At 43.3% G+C, this 15,747-nt stretch carries 12 protein-coding genes; 11 read left to right on the top strand and 1 reads right to left on the bottom strand.

Annotated elements, in window-relative coordinates:
* Positions 1–3: 3 nt before the first annotated feature.
* From ilvC to yihA, 11 genes are all read left to right on the top strand, one after another.
* Positions 4–1,029, top strand: a complete 1,026-nt coding sequence (gene ilvC / locus HNQ34_RS08305) for a ketol-acid reductoisomerase (RefSeq protein ID WP_183253477.1) — start codon at positions 4–6, stop codon at positions 1,027–1,029.
* Entirely contained in the window at positions 1,016–2,563 is a 1,548-nt protein-coding gene (locus HNQ34_RS08300) for a 2-isopropylmalate synthase (protein ID WP_183253475.1), read from the top strand. Before ilvC ends, HNQ34_RS08300 begins: the two co-directional genes overlap by 14 nt.
* Before the next feature lie 15 nt (positions 2,564–2,578).
* On the top strand, positions 2,579–3,694 hold the full coding sequence (gene leuB, locus HNQ34_RS08295; protein WP_183253473.1) for a 3-isopropylmalate dehydrogenase: 1,116 nt from the start codon (positions 2,579–2,581) through the stop codon (positions 3,692–3,694).
* 91 nt (positions 3,695–3,785) lie between these two features.
* The gene (leuC, locus tag HNQ34_RS08290; RefSeq protein WP_183253471.1) at positions 3,786–5,201 is read left to right on the top strand and encodes a 3-isopropylmalate dehydratase large subunit; all 1,416 of its coding nucleotides are present in this window, start codon (positions 3,786–3,788) and stop codon (positions 5,199–5,201) included.
* 12 nt (positions 5,202–5,213) lie between these two features.
* Positions 5,214–5,807 carry a 3-isopropylmalate dehydratase small subunit gene (gene leuD / locus HNQ34_RS08285; RefSeq protein ID WP_183253469.1) on the top strand — a complete coding sequence of 198 codons (594 nt, stop codon included), beginning with the start codon at positions 5,214–5,216 and terminating at the stop codon, positions 5,805–5,807.
* Positions 5,808–5,897: 90 nt separating this feature from the next.
* Entirely contained in the window at positions 5,898–6,875 is a 978-nt protein-coding gene (locus HNQ34_RS08280; protein ID WP_246363966.1) for a tetratricopeptide repeat protein, read from the top strand.
* Positions 6,876–7,026: 151 nt separating this feature from the next.
* Positions 7,027–8,313, top strand: a complete 1,287-nt coding sequence (gene tig, locus HNQ34_RS08275) for a trigger factor (protein ID WP_183253465.1) — start codon at positions 7,027–7,029, stop codon at positions 8,311–8,313.
* A 255-nt stretch (positions 8,314–8,568) separates the two neighbouring features.
* Positions 8,569–9,834 (top strand): ATP-dependent protease ATP-binding subunit ClpX, encoded by a 1,266-nt coding sequence (clpX, locus tag HNQ34_RS08270; RefSeq protein WP_183253463.1) that lies wholly within the window; start codon positions 8,569–8,571, stop codon positions 9,832–9,834.
* A 137-nt stretch (positions 9,835–9,971) separates the two neighbouring features.
* Positions 9,972–11,633 carry an ATP-dependent protease LonB gene (lonB, locus tag HNQ34_RS08265; RefSeq protein ID WP_183253461.1) on the top strand — a complete coding sequence of 554 codons (1,662 nt, stop codon included), beginning with the start codon at positions 9,972–9,974 and terminating at the stop codon, positions 11,631–11,633.
* 292 nt (positions 11,634–11,925) lie between these two features.
* Positions 11,926–14,250 carry an endopeptidase La gene (lon, locus tag HNQ34_RS08260; RefSeq protein ID WP_183253459.1) on the top strand — a complete coding sequence of 775 codons (2,325 nt, stop codon included), beginning with the start codon at positions 11,926–11,928 and terminating at the stop codon, positions 14,248–14,250.
* A complete protein-coding gene (gene yihA, locus HNQ34_RS08255) occupies positions 14,247–14,828 on the top strand; it encodes a ribosome biogenesis GTP-binding protein YihA/YsxC (RefSeq protein ID WP_183253457.1) in 582 nt (193 codons plus the stop codon). Before lon ends, yihA begins: the two co-directional genes overlap by 4 nt.
* 310 nt (positions 14,829–15,138) lie before the next feature.
* Here the strand turns inward: yihA and HNQ34_RS08250 are convergent, their stop codons facing one another.
* Positions 15,139–15,624, bottom strand: coding sequence for a LiaI-LiaF-like domain-containing protein (locus tag HNQ34_RS08250; protein ID WP_183253455.1), 486 nt, complete (start codon positions 15,622–15,624; stop codon positions 15,139–15,141).
* Positions 15,625–15,747 lie beyond the last annotated feature (123 nt).

The following is a 15,747-nucleotide window of genomic DNA, read 5'->3' as shown; positions in this document are numbered from 1 at the left end:
ATCATGGCAAAAGTTTATTATAACGGAGATGCAAACGAACAATATTTACAATCAAAAACAGTAGCAATTATCGGATATGGTTCTCAAGGTCACGCACATGCGCAAAACCTTCGCGACAGCGGGGTAAACGTCATCGTCGGGCTTCGCCCAGGAAAATCATGGGAACAAGCAGAAAAAGATGGGTTCCAAGTCTGCACCGTTCGCGAAGCAGCGAGAGAAGCAGATATTGTAATGATTTTGCTTCCAGATGAAAAACAACCAACTGTATATAAAGAAGAAATCGAACCGGAACTGCAGCCGGGCAATGCTCTAGTATTTGCGCATGGATTTAACATTCATTTTAATCAAATCGTTCCACCGGCAGATGTCGATGTTTTCCTTGTGGCGCCGAAAGGGCCAGGGCATTTAGTGCGCCGCACGTATACAGAAGGTGCCGGCGTACCGGCGCTTATCGCTGTTTACCAAGATGTAACAGGTACAGCGAAAGAAACGGCGCTTGCTTATGCAAAAGCGATCGGCTCTGCAAGAGCGGGCGTGTTGGAAACAACGTTCAAAGAAGAAACAGAAACCGATTTGTTTGGCGAACAAGCGGTATTATGCGGCGGTTTGACCTCGCTTGTAAAAGCCGGATTCGAAACGCTTGTTGAAGCTGGTTATCAGCCAGAAGTTGCTTATTTTGAATGTTTGCATGAGTTGAAGCTCATCGTTGACCTTCTATATGAAGGCGGCCTTTCGTGGATGCGTTATTCCATTTCCGATACGGCGCAATGGGGTGACTTTATCTCCGGTCCGCGCGTGATTAACGATTCCGTTAAAGCGGAGATGAAAAAAGTGCTTGAAGACATTCAAACCGGCAAGTTTGCGAAAGGTTGGATTTTAGAAAACCAAGCGAATCGCCCAGAGTTTAATGCAATTAACAGAAGAGAAAATGAACATTTGATCGAAGTAGTTGGTCGTGAATTGAGAAGTATGATGCCGTTTGTGAAGGCAAAACAGAAAGATGTGGTGGTCTCTAGTGCGAAAAATTAATATTTTTGATACGACGTTGCGCGATGGAGAGCAGTCAGCTGGTGTGAATTTGAATTTGCACGAAAAGCTAGAAATCGCTCGCCAGCTTGAACGTCTCGGTGTTGACATTATCGAAGCAGGATTTCCAGCAGCTTCAAAAGGGGACTTTCAAGCGGTCAAACAAATTGCTGAAACGATTAAAGGGTGCTCTGTGACCGGGCTTTCTCGCTCGGTTCAGAGCGATATCGATGCAGCGTGGGAAGCATTAAAAGGCGGAGCGGAGCCGCGCTTGCACTTATTCATTGCAACTTCTCCGATTCATATGGCGCATAAATTGCGGATGACGCCGGAGCAAGTGATTGAAGCAGCCGTTTCTGCGGTGAAATATGCGAAACGTTATTTTCCGATCGTGCAATGGTCGGCAGAAGATGCTTGTCGCAGTGAACTCCCGTTTTTAGCTGAAATTATTTCAAAAGTGATTGAAGCAGGAGCAAGCGTTATTAACATTCCAGATACAGTCGGATATATTACACCGAAAGAATATGGCGAGATTTTCACGTTTCTAAAAAATAATGTTCAGAACATTGAGAAAGTATCGCTATCAGCCCATTGCCATGATGATTTAGGAATGGCGGTGGCGAATTCGCTCGCTGCGATTGAGCACGGTGCGACGCAAATCGAAGGAACGATTAACGGAATTGGCGAACGGGCCGGAAACGCAGCGCTTGAAGAAATCGCGGTGGCGCTCTATATTCGCAAAGATTATTACAATGCAACAACCCGTTTGAATTTGCAAGAAATTAAACGTACGAGCAACTTAGTTAGCAAACTAACCGGCATGGTTATTCCAGCCAATAAAGCGGTCGTTGGAAAAAACGCTTTCGCTCACGAATCAGGTATTCATCAAGACGGGGTGTTAAAAGAAAAAACGACGTACGAAATTATTTCGCCGGAACTTGTTGGAGTGCAGTCAAACTCGATGGTATTAGGGAAACATTCTGGCCGCCATGCATTGCGCAACCGTGTCGAAGAACTTGGCTACACCTTATCGGAAGAAGAAATTAATAAATTGTTTGTCCGCTTCAAAGAGTTGGCCGATAAGAAAAAAGATATTACAGATGATGATTTAGTGGCCTTGATTTTCGAGGAAAAGTTCGATCATTTCAAAGAGTTTTATCAGCTTTCTTCGATTCAAGTTCAATACGGAACAAATCAAATTCCGACGGCAGTTGTCGTATTGACGGACGGACAAGGAAACGAAATTCAAGAAGCGGCAACAGGATCCGGAAGTGTTGAAGCGCTGTATAACACGTTAGAGCGTTGCTTCCAAACAGATGTAACTCTATTAGACTATCGAATTGAATCAGTGAGCGGTGGAAGGGATGCTCTTGCACAAGTATTTGTCAAAGTGCGCGCGAACGAAATCGAAACGAGCGGCCGTGGTACGGCACAAGACGTGTTAGAGGCATCGGCGAAAGCGTATATTAATGCTGTCAATCGCGTGTTTATGATCGAGAAGATGCGAGAGGAAAACCAAAAAGTAGCTATTAGATAATGGAGGGGAAGCAACATGGGAACATATCGGATTGCCGTATTGCCGGGAGATGGAATCGGAAAAGAAGTGACAAAGGGAGCTGTGGAAATTTTACAAGCGGTCGCGACACGATTTGAACATGAATTTGAATTTGTGTATGGATTGATTGGTGGTGACGCGATTGACCGAAAAGGAACGCCGCTTCCAGACGAAACGCTTGATATGTGCCGACAAAGCGATGCCGTTCTTCTCGGAGCGGTCGGCGGTCCAAAATGGGATCAAAATCCTCCGCATTTGCGTCCGGAAAAAGGATTGTTGGCGATTCGCAAAGAGATGAATTTATTCGCCAATTTACGGCCAGTGAAATTTTATGACAGTTTAATTGACTCCTCTCCTTTAAAAGAAGATGTGATCAAAGATGTTGATTTACTCATTGTAAGAGAATTGACAGGCGGTCTATATTTCGGGAAGCCGAGCGGTCGCCGCATGGAAGACGGAGAAGAAATTGTCGTTGATACGCTTCTTTATAAACGGGAAGAGATTAAACGGATTATCACGACTGCGTTTGAGCTAGCAAGAAAAAGAAAGAAGAAAGTGACATCTGTTGATAAAGCAAACGTCCTTGAATCGAGCCGAATGTGGCGTGAAATCGCAGAAGAAGTAGCTCGCGATTTTCCAGATGTAGAGCTAGAACATATGCTTGTCGATAATGCAGCGATGCAGCTTATTCGCAATCCGAAACAATTTGATGTGTTAGTGACGGAAAATATGTTTGGCGACATTTTGAGTGATGAAGCGTCCATGTTAACAGGATCGCTTGGTATGTTGCCATCCGCAAGCTTATCAACATCCGGTCCAAGTTTATATGAACCGATTCACGGTTCCGCTCCAGATATTGCCGGACAAAATAAAGCAAATCCAATTGCAACGATTTTATCGAGTGCGATGATGCTTCGTTTATCGTTTGGCCTTCATCTGGAAGCCGTCGCTATCGAAAAAGCGGTGCAGCAAGTGCTAGCATCTGGCTATCGTACAGCAGATGTAGCAAAAAAAGGCCAGCGCATTGTTTCGACGAAAGAAATGGTGGATGAAATCAAAGCAACGATTCTCGATGATGGGGCAATTTTAAATATTATGGAAGTCTATGCGTAAGAAAGTGTTGATGATCATTCGCGTTCAATGAGCGATCAAAATTAGTTGTGAAAAAATGCACAAATATTCGTTCAAAAGAGAGGTGGAGCATATGAAGCCGAAAACGATTATTGAAAAAATTTGGGAAAACCATGTGGTGTATCGCGAAGAAGGAAAACCGGATTTATTATATATTGATTTACATTTAGTGCATGAAGTCACCTCTCCGCAAGCATTTGAAGGGTTGAGGCAAAAAGGGCGGAAAGTGCGCCGCCCTGATTTAACTTTCGCGACGATGGATCATAACGTTCCGACTGTGAACCGTTTTGTCATTGAAGATGAAATCGCGCGAAATCAGATCACGGCATTAGAGAAGAATTGCCAAGAGTTTTCGATTCCGCTTGCTGATTTATACAGTTCTGAACAAGGAATCGTCCATGTCATCGGACCTGAACTTGGATTGACGCAGCCCGGGAAAACGATCGTTTGCGGAGATAGCCATACATCGACGCACGGAGCATTTGGCGCGCTTGCTTTCGGAATCGGAACGAGCGAAGTGGAGCATGTGCTCGCGACACAAACGTTATGGCAACACCGGCCGAAAACGCTACAAATCCGCGTTTCGGGACGTTTAGGCGATGGGGTTACGGCGAAAGATGTGATTTTAGCGATTATTCATCGCTATGGTGTCGATGTCGGAACAGGATATGTTATTGAGTTCACTGGTGATACGATTCGCAACATGTCGATGGAAGAGCGGATGACAATTTGCAATATGGCAATTGAGGCGGGGGCGCGCGCTGGTTTAGTGAGCCCGGACGAAACAACGTTTGAATATTTGCGCGGCCGAAAATACGCACCAAAAGGAGAAGAATTTGAAAAAGCAGTGGAGCGTTGGCGAAAGCTTGCCACCGATGAGGGAGCGACATATGATAAAACGATTGAGATCGATGCTTCGACGATCTCCCCGATGGTCACATGGGGAACAACGCCAGGAATGAGCGCACCAGTTGACGGAACGGTACCGCATCCGGACGACTTTGCGAATGAAACCGAACGAAAAGCGGTGCAGCTTGCCTTGCAATATATGGGGCTTAAACCAGGTATGCCGATTACAGACATTAATGTGCAACATGTGTTTATCGGTTCATGTACGAATTCGCGCATTAGCGATTTGCGGGCGGCGGCCGAAATTGTGAAAGGAAAGAAAGTTGCACCAGGCGTGCGGGCGCTTGTTGTTCCTGGCTCGCAACAAGTAAAGCAGAAAGCAGAAAAAGAAGGATTGGCGCAAATTTTTATTGATGCTGGTTTTGAGTGGCGTGATTCCGGTTGCAGCATGTGTCTAGGAATGAATCCGGATACAGTGCCGGAGGGGGAGCATTGTGCTTCAACGTCCAACCGCAATTTTGAAGGAAGACAAGGAAAAGGTGCAAGAACACATTTAGTGAGTCCAAAAATGGCAGCTGCAGCAGCCATTTACGGTCGGTTTGTCGATGTTCGAAAACTGCAAATCGAACCTGTTCGATAAGGGGGGAAAGACGTGCAACCATTTACGATTCATACAGGAAAAGTCGCGGGACTTGACCGCGCCAATATCGACACAGACCAAATTATTCCAAAACAATTTTTAAAACGGATTGAGCGGACAGGGTTTGGCAAGTTTTTATTTTACGATTGGCGTTATCTCGCTGACGGAAAGCCTAATCCTGATTTTGAATTGAACCGTCCCGAAAACGAAGGAGCGACCATTCTTGTTGCCAATGAAAATTTTGGCTGTGGCTCCTCGCGGGAGCATGCGCCGTGGGCGTTGCAAGATTACGGATTTAAAGCGGTAATCGCTCCATCGTTTGCCGATATTTTTTACAACAACTGTTTGAAAAACGGGCTATTGCCGATTCGACTCACTAAACAAGATGTCGATTATCTTTTACAACAAAGCAAGCGTGTAGATTACGAATTGACCATTTCCCTTGAGGAGCAGCGCGTGTATGATGAAAACGGGTTTGACCGGACATTTGAGATCGATCCATACCGAAAACAGCTGTTGTTAAAAGGCTGGGACGAAATTGATTTAACATTTGTATATGAACCGTATATCGTTGAATATGAAAAGAAACATCATTTCATTTCGTAAACGAAAAAAGCCAGCTCTATCTTAATGGAGTTGGCTTTTTTATTAGAACATTGGTATACTGATAAACAAATTGGATTACGGTGAATGAATATGAAGAAAAATAATATTATTCCATTTCCAAATTTAAGAGAGCGATTGCTAGAAAAAGGTTTAGAAGCATTGCAAGAAAAGCAGTATGAAAAAGCACTTCGTTTTTTTTATGAAGCAGATGAGCTGAAGCCGAATGGTCCAGAAATAGAACTTAGCGTGGTTGTGTGCTTATTCGAGCTTGGAGAATGGGAAGAAGCGAAAAAACGATGCCAACGTCTACTTCAAGAACAAAAAGAATATGATATTCAAATTTTGCAAATTTATTTGTCGATTTTGATTCATTTGCAGCAGTATGCTGAAGCAGAAGCAATCATACAGACGTTTTTGCAAAAGCGGCACCTTTCTCCATCCATTCGGGAGCATTTTGTTCAATTGCTTCAGTTTAGTCAAAAGATGAGCCAACGCCCGCTGCCTGCTTTCGATGATCAAAAAATTCGCCGGTTGCTTGAATCGAACAATGTGGCCGATCAGCTACAAGCGATTAAACAACTTGAACATGAACCGATCATCCCGTTTTTGCCGCTTGTCAAACAATATTTAGCCAATGTGGACAATCATCCGACGGTCAAAACGATGCTGCTTCGGTTGTTGACCGCCCAACAAATTAACGAATCGGTCACCGTTTGCAAATTCGGAAATACGATGACGGTCATTCCTGCCGAGCTTGATGAATCGACGGAAACAGCATTTGCGGCAAACGTTCTAAAACAGCTTGAGCGCATTTTAGCGAATGATAATCCGAGTTTGTACGAAACTGCTTCACACATTTGGCTTCGTTACGTATATGTGTTATATCCGTTCAATCCATTTCCTGTATGTTGCGAAAAATGGACGGCTGCCCTTCACGTTGCATCATGCCGGCTGCAAGGGCTCAAGGTGCAAAACGAAGAAATCGTTGAACGTTACGGTGTAAGCGTTAAAGAAGTGGAACCCCTTTGCAAAAAACTCTATGAAATAGAAAAAATTTCTTTTATTTAATCTGCTCTTTATATTGAAACATAGCTATTGTATGTTATAATATAATGGTTGTATTACGTATATCTTTGTATCATTACATATATGCGAAGTTGATCGTGACCGTTGGACAAGCGTTCATGATCTAGATTGATTTTTTGTTGGAGGGAAAAGTATGGTAACGAAATGGGAAAAGCTAGAAGGGAACGAAGGCGTTCTTACCGTTGAAGTAGATGCGGAAAAAGTCAATCAAGGTTTGGACGCTGCATTTAAAAAAGTGGTAAAAAACATTAGCATTCCAGGATTCCGAAAAGGGAAAGTTCCTCGTTCTTTATTTGAAAAACGTTTTGGCGTAGAAGCGTTATACCAAGATGCGCTTGATATTTTATTGCCAGAAGCTTATGCAAAAGCTGTCGAAGAAACAGGAATTGAACCTGTTGATTATCCACAAATCGACGTTGAGCAAATGGAGAAAGGAAAAAGCTTAATTTTCACGGCGAAAGTTACAGTCAAGCCAGAAGTGAAATTAGGACAATATAAAGAACTTGAAGTTGAAAAATTAGATGATACGGTAACAGAAGAAGATGTGGAAAACGAATTAAAACGCCTTCAAGAAAATTATGCAGAACTCGTTGTAAAAGAAGATGGTAAAATCGAAGAAGGCGACACAGCGGTTATCGACTTTGAAGGCTTTGTCAATGGTGAGCCATTCGAAGGCGGAAAAGCGGAAAACTATTCGCTTGTCATCGGCTCTGGCACGTTCATCCCTGGTTTTGAAGAACAGTTAATCGGCTTAGAAGCAGGGGCAGAAAAAGACATTGAAGTCACATTCCCTGAAGAATACCATGCGGAAGCGTTGGCGGGAAAACCTGCAACATTCAAAATTAAAGTACATGAAGTAAAAACAAAGCAACTTCCAGCGCTTGATGATGAATTTGCAAAAGATGTGGAAGAAGACGTCGAAACGCTTGAGCAATTAAAAGAAAAAATCCGCACGAGATTAGAAGAAACAAGAAAAAAAGAAGCAGAAGCAGCACTTCGCGACGCAGTCGTTGAAAAAGCAGCAGAAAACGCAGAAATCGATATCCCTGAAGCGATGGTTAAAAACGAAACAGACCGCATGTTGCGTGAATTTGACCAACGCTTGCAAATGCAAGGATTAAATCTTAACCTTTATTACCAATTCTCAGGTCAAGATGAAGCAGCGTTGCGCGAGCAAATGAAAGAAGATGCTGAAAAGCGCGTACGCATTTCTTTAACGTTAGAAGCGATTGCGAAAGCAGAAAACATTGAGGCAACAGACGAAGAAGTCAATGCAGAACTTGAGAAAATGGCAGAAACTTACAACTTAACAGTCGAGAAAATTAAAGAGCTTCTCGGCAGCCTTGACCTCGTAAAAGAAGATGTGAAATTTCGCAAAGTCGTCGATTTCCTTGTCGAACATAGCAAAGTAGCTCAATAAAGATTAGAGGGTATGGGCTTGTATCCGCTTGAAACAATAAAGAACAAGGTGCGCGGTCGTTCGTGCCTTGTTCTTTCATACATTAGACAACACGAGTGTGAATTTTCAAATTTTTCAAACATGTAATGATTTTTTATTAGCATTTATATCGTGGTTTATGATAAAATGACGAATACATAAGTTTGATCATGAAATGTTTGTGGAAAAGTAAGTAAGTACATATGATGAGGGAATTTTGAAACAAGGGGTGAAATGATGTTTAAATTTAATGATGAGAAAGGGCAATTAAAATGTTCTTTCTGTGGCAAGACGCAGGATCAAGTCCGCAAGTTAGTGGCGGGCCCCGGCGTATACATATGCGACGAATGTATTGAACTATGTACCGAAATTGTGGAGGAAGAGTTAGGGAACGAAGAGGAGTTTGAATTTAAAGACGTTCCGAAACCAAAAGAAATCCGGGAAATTCTGGATGAGTATGTAATCGGACAGGATGAAGCGAAAAAATCGCTCGCTGTAGCCGTTTATAACCATTACAAGCGTATTAATTCCAACAGCAAAATTGACGATGTGGAACTGTCGAAAAGCAATATTTTAATGATCGGGCCGACAGGAAGCGGGAAAACGTTGCTTGCCCAAACGTTGGCGCGCATTTTAAATGTCCCATTTGCCATCGCTGATGCGACATCTTTAACAGAAGCAGGGTACGTTGGTGAGGACGTCGAAAATATTCTGTTAAAATTGATCCAAGCGGCAGATTATGATGTCGAGAAAGCAGAAAAAGGCATTATTTACATTGATGAAATTGATAAAATCGCGCGCAAATCAGAAAACCCATCGATTACGCGCGACGTATCCGGGGAAGGCGTGCAGCAAGCATTGCTCAAAATTTTGGAAGGAACGATCGCGAGCGTTCCGCCACAAGGTGGTCGGAAACATCCGCACCAAGAATTTATTCAAATTGATACAACGAACATTTTGTTCATTTGTGGCGGTGCATTTGATGGAATCGAGCCGATTATTAAACGCCGTCTAGGGAAAAAAGTCATCGGATTTGGTGCGGAGACACAACAAAGCGATGTGAATGAAAAGAACTTGCTATCAAAAGTGTTGCCGGAAGATTTGTTAAAATTTGGATTAATTCCAGAATTTGTCGGACGTCTACCGGTCATTACAACATTGGAACCGCTCGATGAGCAAGCATTAGTGGATATTTTAACAAAGCCGAAAAACGCCATCGTCAAGCAGTATCAAAAAATGCTCGAGCTTGATGATGTCGAATTGGAATTTGAAGAAGAAGCGTTGCGAGAAATTGCAAAAAAAGCAATTGAACGCAAAACGGGTGCGCGCGGCCTTCGTTCCATCATTGAAGGAATTATGCTGGATGTCATGTTTGAACTTCCTTCGCGTGAAGATGTGCAAAAGTGCATTATCACAGCGGAAACGGTGCGCGGCAATCAACCACCTAAGCTGATCCGCCACGATGGTACCATCGTTGAACAAGAAAGAAAAACCTCGGCTTAACACGAAAAACGGAGGCGACTGTCTACCGCGTATACAAGAGGCTGTCTTTACAAGAAAGGCGGCTTCTTTTTTGTTTATTCCTGCTTCTAGGCGGAGATACTATACGTAATACTACTGAAGCAGGAGGATTTAAATTGATGAATTGGACGAACGTTGCTTTATTTGTACAACTGTTTTTTGGGGTGATTATCGGCCTCTATTTTTGGAACTTGCTCAAAAGCCAACGAACACAAAAGGTATCGATCGATAAAGAATCAAGGAAAGAAATGGAACATCTGCAAAAATTGCGATCCATTTCTTTAACGGAACCGCTTGCTGAAAAAGTAAGACCGAAACATTTTGTGGACATCGTCGGACAAGAAGATGGGATTAAGGCGTTAAAAGCGGCTTTATGTGGTCCGAACCCGCAACATGTGATCATTTACGGTCCTCCGGGGGTAGGAAAGACAGCTGCTGCCCGGCTTGTGTTAGAAGAAGCGAAAAAAAATCCGCTTTCCCCTTTTAAAAAGAGCGCGGTCTTTGTGGAACTTGATGCGACGACGGCTCGGTTTGATGAGCGCGGAATCGCCGATCCGTTAATCGGCTCTGTTCACGATCCGATTTATCAAGGAGCAGGAGCGATGGGACAAGCGGGCATTCCTCAGCCGAAACAAGGAGCGGTGACGCATGCGCACGGCGGCATTCTGTTTATTGATGAAATCGGGGAACTTCATCCGATTCAAATGAATAAGCTATTAAAAGTGCTTGAAGATCGGAAAGTATTTTTCGAAAGCGCCTATTATAGTGAGGGAAATCCGCAAATCCCGACACATATTCACGATATTTTTCAAAACGGTCTTCCTGCCGATTTTCGGCTTGTCGGTGCCACAACAAGAACACCTAACGAAATTCCTCCAGCGATTCGCTCCCGCTGTTTGGAAGTGTTTTTCCGTGAACTTGATCAAGAGGAGATCGCGCTCATCGCTCGAAAAGCGGTAGAAAAAATTCGTTTGAACGTTTCGGAAAATGGTATTCGCACTCTTGCTTCCTACGCTCGAAACGGCCGGGAAGCAGTCAATTTGCTGCAAATCGCAGCCGGCATTGCGATTTCGGAAAAACGTGACACTATTCTTGATCAAGATATTGAATGGGTGATTCATTCGAGCCAACTATCGCCAAGATACGAAAAGAAAATTAGCGATACATCGATGGTTGGATTTGTCAACGGACTAGCCGTTTACGGGCCGAACATAGGAGCGCTGTTAGAAATGGAGGTCACGGCTTTGCCGGCAAAAGAAAAAGGAAGCGTCAACATTACGGGAATTGTGGAAGAAGAAAGCATCGGCAGCAGAGAAAAATCGATTCGCCGAAAAAGCATGGCCAGAGGATCGATTGAAAACGTCATTACCGCATTGCGGGCGATGGGGATACCTGCTGACAAATACGATATTCATGTAAATTTTCCAGGTGGGCTTCCGATTGACGGGCCATCAGCAGGAATTGCGATGGCAGTAGGAATTTATTCAGCTATTTATCGTCTTCCGATTGATCGAACGATTGCGATGACCGGAGAAATCAGCATTCACGGCTATGTTAAGCCGGTCGGAGGGATTTTTCCGAAAGTGAAAGCAGCGAAACAGGCAGGAGCAAAAAAAGTCATGATTCCGTTTGAAAATATGCAGTCAATGTTACGAGATATCGACGGAATAGAGATTATACCTGTTCGTCATCTTGAAGAAGTATTAGCGATTGTTTTTGAACAAGAAAAACATGACGCCATCCCCGCTGCGGCGGATCAATCTGAAACAAAGCTTGTGTAGTGACCGATCACGACTTCGGCTCAATAGATCATTGTGTCGAAGTCGGCTTTTCTTTGTATAAAAAACTTTCTGAAGGGCGTTGAGGCAACAACGATGATGGAATCGGGGTGCACAGTAAAGGCAATTTGACGTTTCGCTTTTTAAAGATGTCACTCTTACATTGCCTGCTGAAAACAGTTCGGCGGCTTGTTTCCGAACATTTGTGATAAAGGTGAACTTATATAAAATTTTACAAACATATAACTGTGCTATACAATAAACGAATAGGAAACGAAGTATGGAGGTGTTCGCTATGGCGAGAAAGAAAGAAATCATCGTCCCCCTCCTCCCATTGCGGGGATTGCTCGTGTTCCCAACGATGGTATTGCATCTTGATGTCGGCCGTGAAAAGTCTATTCAAGCGTTGGAAAAGGCGATGGTGGAGGACTATACGGTTTTGCTCACATCACAAAAAGATGTTTCGATTGACGAACCGAACGTAGCTGATTTATATGAAATGGGAACATTGGCGCGTGTGAAGCAACTGTTAAAGCTACCGAACGGGACATTTCGCGTATTAGTGGAAGGGATTGGCCGTGCCCGAATTATCGCGACCGTGAGCGAAGAGCCGTGCTTTATCGTAAAAGCGGAAACATTCATGGACCGGGCGACCAAAGATTTAGAAGATGAAGCGTTGAAACGGACGATGCTGGAATATTTTGAGCAATACATAAATTTATCAAAAAAATTATCGACGGATATTTTTGCCTCGATCGCCGATATTGACGAGCCGGGCCGAATGGCTGATATTATTGCTTCCCATCTGCCGCTGAAACTAGAAGGGAAACAAGAAATATTAGAAACGGTAGATATAAAAGAGCGTGTTCATAAAATTATTCAAATTCTTCATAATGAAAAAGAAGTGCTGCAGCTCGAGAAAAAAATTAGCATGCGCGTGAAGCAATCGATGGAGAGAACACAAAAAGAATATTATTTGCGCGAACAAATGAAGGCGATCCAAAAAGAATTGGGCGAAAAAGAAGGAAAAACAGGGGAAATCGAAACGCTCAAAGAAAAAATTGAAGCAGCTGGAATGCCGGATCACGTCAAAGAAACCGCGTTAAAAGAGCTTGAACGGTATGAGAAAGTGCCGGCCACTTCGGCCGAAAGCGCAGTCATTCGAAACTACATCGATTGGCTTCTTGCGTTGCCGTGGACGAAGCAAACAGAAGATATTCATGATATTAAACGGGCGGAAACGATTTTACACGAAGAACATTATGGACTAGAAAAGGTAAAAGAGCGTGTGCTTGAATATTTAGCGGTGCAACAGTTAACAAAATCGTTAAAAGGACCGATTCTTTGTTTAGTCGGACCTCCGGGAGTCGGAAAAACATCGCTCGCCCGTTCGATCGCAAAATCCCTTAACCGTCATTTTGTGCGCGTGTCATTAGGTGGAGTGCGCGATGAATCAGAAATACGCGGGCATCGCCGCACGTACGTAGGAGCGATGCCGGGGCGAATTATTCAAGGGATGAAAAAAGCAGGCACGATCAATCCGGTCTTTTTGTTGGATGAAATAGACAAAATGTCGAGCGATTTTCGCGGCGATCCGTCGGCGGCGCTTCTTGAAGTGTTAGATCCGGAACAAAATCATGCATTTAGCGACCATTATATCGAAGAACCATATGATTTATCGAAGGTAATGTTTATCGCAACTGCCAACAACCTAGCAACGATTCCGCAGCCGCTTTTGGATCGTATGGAAGTGATTGCAATTTCTGGTTACACAGAAGTAGAAAAACTTCATATTGCGAAACAGCACTTACTTCCGAAACAGATGAAAGAACACGGCTTGAAAAAGGCAAGCTTGCAAATGCGCGACGAGGCGGTTTTACATGTCATTCGCTATTATACGCGGGAAGCAGGCGTGCGCGAACTAGAACGGCAGCTTGCCGCGATTTGCCGAAAAGCCGCTCGCCTTATTGTATCGGAAGAGAAAAAGCGCGTCATTGTGACGGAGAAAAATTTGGAAGAATTTTTAGGGAAGCGGAAATATCGCCATGGACAAGCCGAACTTCAAGACCAAGTCGGAGTGGCGACAGGGCTCGCTTATACGCCGTTTGGCGGTGATACGTTATCGATCGAAGTGTCGTTGTCGCTTGGAAAAGGGAAATTGGTGCTCACAGGAAAATTAGGAGAGGTGATGAAAGAATCGGCGCAAGCGGCATTCAGCTATGTTCGTTCTCGTGCGGAAGAACTTGGAATTGATCCGGATTTTCATGAAAAATACGATATCCATATTCACGTTCCAGAAGGAGCGATCCCGAAAGATGGTCCTTCGGCAGGCATTACGATCGCTACAGCCTTAGTTTCCGCTTTAACTGGACGGCCGGTGAGCCGATTTGTTGGCATGACGGGAGAAATTACGCTGCGCGGCCGCGTGCTGCCGATCGGTGGGTTAAAAGAGAAAACGTTAAGCGCTCATCGAGCGGGGTTGAAAAAAATCATTTTACCGAAAGAAAATGAAAAAGATTTAGAAGACATTCCAGAAGTGGTGAAAAAAGATTTGCAATTCGTTCTTGTTTCGCATTTAGATGAAGTGTTACAACATGCATTGGTAGGGGAAAAAGAATGAAAATTACTGCAGCAGAAATTACGATAAGTGCCGTAAAACCAGAACAATATCCTGCTGGCGAGCTGCCGGAGTTTGCGCTCGCCGGACGCTCCAACGTCGGCAAATCATCGTTCATTAATAAAATGGTGAATCGGAAAAGTTTAGCACGTACATCATCCAAACCAGGAAAAACGCAAACATTAAATTTTTATCTCATTAACGAATCGTTTTATTTTGTTGATGTTCCAGGCTATGGGTTCGCCAAAGTATCGAAACAAGAGCGGCAAGCGTGGGGAAAAATGATGGAAACGTATTTTACGACAAGAGGGCAGCTGAGAGCGGTTGTGCTAATTGTCGATTTGCGTCATCCGCCAACGAAAGATGATTGCATGATGTACAATTTTTTAAAACATTATGATATTCCAACGATTGTGATCGCTACGAAAGCAGATAAAGTTCCAAAAGGAAAATGGCAAAAACATCAAAAAATCGTTCGGGAAACGTTGAACATGGTGGCTGAAGATGAACTTATTCTCTTTTCGGCGGAAACGGGCCAAGGAAAAGATGAAGCATGGAGTGCATTGCAACGGATGATGTAATGATAGAAAACACCAGTCCATTAAGAAATGGCTGGTGTTTTTTTTGTATGCATTATCAGGCGTGTTGATTAACCATTAAAAACCAGTTGACATCGCTCTATTCCTAGCTTTTCTGCCGTAGTCGGCAAGCGGCTCGCTTGCCGACTGGGCATGCTGTACGCATGCCCTCCTCGAACAATGAACGCTTTGCGGGCAAATGACATTTGCCCGCCGGCGTTCTTGTTCGAGGGAAGAGGCAGAAAAGCTTGTGTTCAGTCATATGATTCTGTGTTTTTTAGTAAAATAATGGATAATCAACACTCGTGATGCATTATTTCTTTTTTACAAATAATATGTATATGCCAAAAATAATAAAAACGAGCGGCCAAAATTTCCAAACAAATGAAATGCTCGTTTCAATGATGTGAAAGAAATAATTGAACCGATCAGAAAATAACATGACAAAGGCCAAAACAAAAAAAAGTAAACTTTGTACAAATCCGGATTTCATTTTTCGTGAACTAAGCAAAAAGGCGAGCGCCACGATTAAAAATAGCATACCAGTTTTATTTGGCCAGCTTTTCAATGATTGGATGAGCAGAAAATGAAGACCAAATCCGAACAACAACACTCCTGGGAAAATATGTTGATATTCACGTCCGGAATAGGCTTGTCCGAGCAGAGCCGCTCCAAAAATGACAAGCAAAGTCGGCCATCCTTGAAAAAGCTTTAAAAAGGGAAGCGGAAGCTGGGCGCTTAAAAAATAAATGCCTAATCCAATGAGCACAATGCCAGAAAAAATTCCGTGTTTTTTCATCATGTTCCTCCTGATTTTCCCCATGAACTTCGATTTGTAGATATGTGTGGAAAATGTATTAGCATTCGAGATTCTGTATAAAAGTTTATCATACAGTTTCAAATTGTGTTCACATTTTTTTTT

It is taken from the genome of Anoxybacteroides tepidamans, from assembly GCF_014201465.1.
In the GTDB taxonomy this organism is placed as follows: Bacteria; Bacillota; Bacilli; order Bacillales; family Anoxybacillaceae; genus Anoxybacteroides; species Anoxybacteroides tepidamans.
Note: the sequence above shows the minus strand (reverse complement) of the source record. Positions and strands in the feature narration are given on the sequence as shown.

Coding starts and splice junctions, on each gene's coding strand:
- lon (WP_183253459.1), top strand. CDS start 11,926: ATGGCGAGAAAGAAAGAAATCATCGTCCCCCTCCTCCCATTGCGGGGA.
- leuC (WP_183253471.1), top strand. CDS start 3,786: ATGAAGCCGAAAACGATTATTGAAAAAATTTGGGAAAACCATGTGGTG.
- clpX (WP_183253463.1), top strand. CDS start 8,569: ATGTTTAAATTTAATGATGAGAAAGGGCAATTAAAATGTTCTTTCTGT.
- tig (WP_183253465.1), top strand. CDS start 7,027: ATGGTAACGAAATGGGAAAAGCTAGAAGGGAACGAAGGCGTTCTTACC.
- leuB (WP_183253473.1), top strand. CDS start 2,579: ATGGGAACATATCGGATTGCCGTATTGCCGGGAGATGGAATCGGAAAA.
- lonB (WP_183253461.1), top strand. CDS start 9,972: ATGAATTGGACGAACGTTGCTTTATTTGTACAACTGTTTTTTGGGGTG.
- yihA (WP_183253457.1), top strand. CDS start 14,247: ATGAAAATTACTGCAGCAGAAATTACGATAAGTGCCGTAAAACCAGAA.
- HNQ34_RS08250 (WP_183253455.1), bottom strand. CDS start 15,624: ATGAAAAAACACGGAATTTTTTCTGGCATTGTGCTCATTGGATTAGGC.
- HNQ34_RS08280 (WP_246363966.1), top strand. CDS start 5,898: ATGAAGAAAAATAATATTATTCCATTTCCAAATTTAAGAGAGCGATTG.
- ilvC (WP_183253477.1), top strand. CDS start 4: ATGGCAAAAGTTTATTATAACGGAGATGCAAACGAACAATATTTACAA.